General features: G+C 62.9%; 4 protein-coding genes. All 4 read left to right on the forward strand.

The window, feature by feature from the left end; genetic code table 11:
* The first annotated feature begins 115 nt into the window (after positions 1-115).
* The 4 genes from VOI29_RS23105 (at position 116) to VOI29_RS23120 (ending at position 3,563) form a co-directional block, all read left to right on the forward strand.
* Positions 116-568, forward strand: a complete 453-nt coding sequence (locus VOI29_RS23105) for a paraquat-inducible protein A (RefSeq protein ID WP_323784062.1) — start codon at positions 116-118, stop codon at positions 566-568.
* A gap of 143 nt (positions 569-711) precedes the next feature.
* Entirely contained in the window at positions 712-1,494 is a 783-nt protein-coding gene (locus VOI29_RS23110) for a DNA repair protein (protein WP_323784064.1), read from the forward strand.
* Positions 1,495-1,604: 110 nt separating this feature from the next.
* The gene (gene radA, locus VOI29_RS23115) at positions 1,605-2,966 is read left to right on the forward strand and encodes a DNA repair protein RadA (RefSeq protein WP_323784066.1); all 1,362 of its coding nucleotides are present in this window, start codon (positions 1,605-1,607) and stop codon (positions 2,964-2,966) included.
* A 42-nt stretch (positions 2,967-3,008) separates the two neighbouring features.
* On the forward strand, positions 3,009-3,563 hold the full coding sequence (locus tag VOI29_RS23120) for a CvpA family protein (protein ID WP_323784068.1): 555 nt from the start codon (positions 3,009-3,011) through the stop codon (positions 3,561-3,563).
* Positions 3,564-4,096 lie beyond the last annotated feature (533 nt).

Raw genomic sequence — 4,096 nt, forward strand, 5'->3', positions numbered from 1 at the left:
ACAGGCGCTGCCCGGGCCGCAATCGGCCCGGCTGCTGGATGTTCGCAGCGTTTTCCCCCTTTCAAATCCGGCGCGAAAGGCACAAGTCTTGGCGGAACTGCACAAACGAGCCGCCATGATCCTCCGCCTTCTCACCCTGTCGCTGCTGATCCTCTACCCCGTCGCCTGGTTTGCGCCGCTGATGCGGGCGGGGCTGCTGCCGATCTTCGGCCTCAGCGAGATTTCAGTGATTACGGGCCTGCAGAGCCTTTGGGGCAGTGACGCGGCGCTGGCGCTGATTGTCACCTTCTTTGCGATCTTTGCCCCCTACCTCAAGACCATCGGCCTGGCGCTGGTGCAGTGGAATCTCTTGGACACCAAGGTGCAGCCGGTGCTGCATGTGCTGGGCAAGCTGGCGATGGCCGACATTTTTCTGATCGCGCTTTACATCACGCTTGCCAAGGGAATCGGGCTGGGCACCATCGAAACCGCCTGGGGCCTGTATCTGTTCACCGCCTGCATTCTGGCCTCGCTGGCGTTGGGGCTGCTGACGGAACGCTCTGCAAAGATTGGGAAAACACCGGGGTGAAAGCTTGATCCGGCGCTGAACCGCTCCATTTTGTAGGGCCGAACACCTGTATCGCAGGGGTCCGGCACGCTGTACCCGATTGACGGGTGTCCCCCGCAGCCCGCCTGCCCTGCATCTGTTGCATTGCTGCTGGAGGGGGACCTATGTCCGGCGTTCAATCGATCCTGTTCACTGCCCAAACCGCCTTCATGCGGCTGACGTTCCTGCTGATCTGCGGCGGCGCTCTGGCGGCGCTGGCGGCCACCGGAATGTCGGCCGCGGGCCTCTGGCCCTGGCTGAGCCTGCAGGCCGGGATCGGCGCCGAAATCCATCCCCAGGCCGGGATGGCAGCGCAAATCATCCTGACGGCGCTGGCGGTGATGCTGGCCTTTTTCCTGCCTGCCAGCGGCCGCATCCTGGCGCTGGAGAATTCGCACCGGCGGTTTTCCCTGCAGATGGAGGATGTGCTGCAGGCCTACCAACTGGCCCATGCCGCCGACCGTGCCGGAAGCTTTACCCTGGCCTCCGAATTCGACGCGGTGAAGGAGCGGCTGGCCTTTCTGCGGTCGCACCCTGATCTGGCTGGGCTGGAGCCGCAGGTGCTGGAAGTGGCGTCGCAGATGAGCCAGGTCAGCCATGAGCTGGCAGAAACATACTCTGACGCCAAGGTCGCCCGCGCCCGGCTGTTTCTGCAGCAGCGCCAGGAGGAGCTGGAAACCTTCAAGGCGCGGCTGGAGGATGCCCGGATCATCATGCATGAGCTGCGCCAATGGACCCGCGATGTGGAGATCGAGGAAAGCATCGCCAAATCGCATCTGGGGCGGCTGCGCGGCGAGCTGTTCGAATTGCTGCCGGAGCTGTCGGCGCAATTGCAGGGCCTGCCAGACGGGACCGATCCGCAACCCGGCAGCGTGGTGCCGATCCAGCCGCCCCGCCGCGCGGATTGATACCCGGAGCGCGCGGCAGAGTCTCGCGTCTGCCGCGGTAACCTGCCCCAGAGGCGTGTCCCGGTTCGCAGCCTCTTGAACAAAACGGAAACGTCTGCCACTGATCTGGCATGGCTAAAACATCTTTCTCCTGCTCGGCCTGCGGCGCGAGCTTTTCAAAATGGTCTGGCCGCTGCGAGGGCTGCGGCGAATGGAACACGATTTCCGAGGACAAGGGGCTGAGCTCCGGCCCCTCGAAAAAGTCGCTGGGCGTCAAGCGCGGGCGCACCATCCCGCTGACCGATCTGGCGACACGGGAAACCCCGCCGCCGCGCAGCTGCTGCGGCGTCGGAGAGCTGGACCGGGTGCTGGGCGGCGGGCTGGTGGCGGCCTCGGCCATTCTGGTGGGCGGCGATCCCGGCATCGGTAAATCCACGCTGCTGCTGCAGGCGGCAGCGCGGTTTGCCCAGTCCGGGGTCAAGACCATCTATGTCAGCGGCGAAGAGGCCTCGGCCCAGGTCAGAATGCGGGCGCAGCGGCTGGGGCTGGCGGATGCGCCGGTGCAGCTGGCGGCGGAGACCAACCTGCGCGATATCCTGACCACTTTGGAAGCAGAGAGGCCGCAGCTGGCGATTATCGATTCCATCCAGACCATGTGGGCCGATCACGTGGACAGCGCGCCGGGGTCGGTCAGCCAGGTGCGCGCGGCGGCGCATGAGCTGACAACCTTTGCCAAGCGCAACGGGGTGTCGATCATCATGGTCGGCCATGTCACCAAGGACGGCCAGATCGCAGGTCCCCGGGTGGTCGAGCATATGGTCGACACGGTGCTGTATTTCGAAGGTGAGCGCGGCCATCAGTTCCGCATTCTGCGGGCGGTCAAAAACCGGTTCGGCCCGGCGGATGAGATCGGCGTGTTCGAGATGACCGGCGGCGGGCTGGCTGAAGTCATCAATCCTTCGGCGCTGTTCCTGTCCGAACGCGGCGAACCGTCGCCCGGGTCGGTGGTGTTTGCCGGCATCGAGGGCACCCGCCCGGTGCTGGTCGAAATGCAGGCGCTGATTGCGCCCTCGCCGCATTCGCAGCCGCGCCGGGCTGTTGTGGGCTGGGATTCATCCCGTCTGGCGATGATCCTGGCGGTTTTGGAAGCGCGCTGCGGCATTCCGTTTGCCGGATTGGATGTCTATCTGAACGTGGCGGGCGGCATGAAGATCTCGGAACCTGCGGCAGACCTTGCGGTGGCTGCGGCGCTGCTGAGTGCGCGCGAAGACGTGGCTTTGCCCGCCGATACGGTGATTTTCGGAGAAATTTCGCTATCCGGGGCGCTCCGGCCTGCCCCGCAGACCGAAAACCGGTTGAAAGAGGCGCAAAAACTTGGTTTCACGGCGGCAATTGCCCCTGGCGGCAGCAAAACCGTGCCGGTGACCGGCCTGAACTTGAGAAAGTCCGGCGATCTGGCCGGTTTTGTTGGCGAATTCTTCGGGGCCGGCTAAGGTCGCAAAAAATTTGATATCGCAGGCAAACGGGCGAGGGACATGGAAGGTTTCACAATCATCGACGGGGTCGTGGCCCTGGTCATCGTGGTATCGGCGCTGCTGGCCTATTCGCGCGGCCTGGTGCGCGAGGCGATGGCCATCGCAGGCTGGATCGCCGCGGGCGTGCTCGCCTTTATCTTTGCGCCGCAGGTCGAACCCCTGATGGCAGAGATCCCGGTGATCGGCGAATTCATCGCCGACAGCTGCGAATTGTCGATCATTGCGGCCTTTGCGGCCGTGTTTGCACTGGCGCTGATCGTGGTCTCGTTTTTCACGCCGCTGTTTTCCACCCTGGTGCAGCGCTCCGCGCTTGGCGGACTGGATCAGGGCACGGGTTTCTTCTTTGGCGTCTTGCGCGGCATTCTTTTGGTGGCAATCGCCTTCTTCCTCTACAATGTGGTGATGACCGGGCAGAGCTTTACAATTGTTGACGAAAGCCGCTCGGCCGAAGTGTTCGAGCGCCTGATCGGCAAGATTGAGGAACGCAACCCGGAGCAGGCCTTGGGCTGGGTCACCACGCAATATGAAGCGCTGATCGGCTCCTGCGGCCAGTAATACCTAAGGGTTACCACCTTAAGCCAGAAACACGGGCGCCTGACGGGCGCCCGTTTTGCTTTGAATTCAAAGCGTTCACACAGTTATCCACAAGCAGCCGGGCCCGATGGTTAACGAGATAAATTTCGGTTAACGCTTTGTTAACCATATGGAATCACCTGCAGAGCGGCGAATATCCGGATCGTCGAACCTGCGGTAAATCTTAACAAATCCTCAGCCTGCCCCGTCAAAGGGTTAACAATCCGCCTGAAAACGCGGTTTTTGTCCCGAAAAAATCGCGCCATCCCGAAATGGGACGCAAGCCCGCCCCAATTTGGTCCCAATTCGGGGGCCTGATGGCTTCAACGGCAAAACGCCGGGCTAAGACGCTCAGAAGGGACACGAACATGCAGCTGGATCACACCACAGATTTCGCCGACTGCCAGCCGGTTGATGTGCCGCCGCTGACCAATCCCCTGCCGCAAAGCCCGAAGCCGGCTGCGAAACGCGCCCGTGTCCGCAGCGGCGGCTTTCTGCCTCCGTCCCGGGTTGAG

The sequence above is a fragment of the Leisingera sp. genome (assembly GCF_034669605.1).
Taxonomy (GTDB): domain Bacteria; phylum Pseudomonadota; class Alphaproteobacteria; order Rhodobacterales; family Rhodobacteraceae; genus Leisingera.

Coding starts and splice junctions, on each gene's coding strand:
- VOI29_RS23110 (WP_323784064.1), top strand. CDS start 712: ATGTCCGGCGTTCAATCGATCCTGTTCACTGCCCAAACCGCCTTCATG.
- radA (WP_323784066.1), top strand. CDS start 1,605: ATGGCTAAAACATCTTTCTCCTGCTCGGCCTGCGGCGCGAGCTTTTCA.
- VOI29_RS23105 (WP_323784062.1), top strand. CDS start 116: ATGATCCTCCGCCTTCTCACCCTGTCGCTGCTGATCCTCTACCCCGTC.
- VOI29_RS23120 (WP_323784068.1), top strand. CDS start 3,009: ATGGAAGGTTTCACAATCATCGACGGGGTCGTGGCCCTGGTCATCGTG.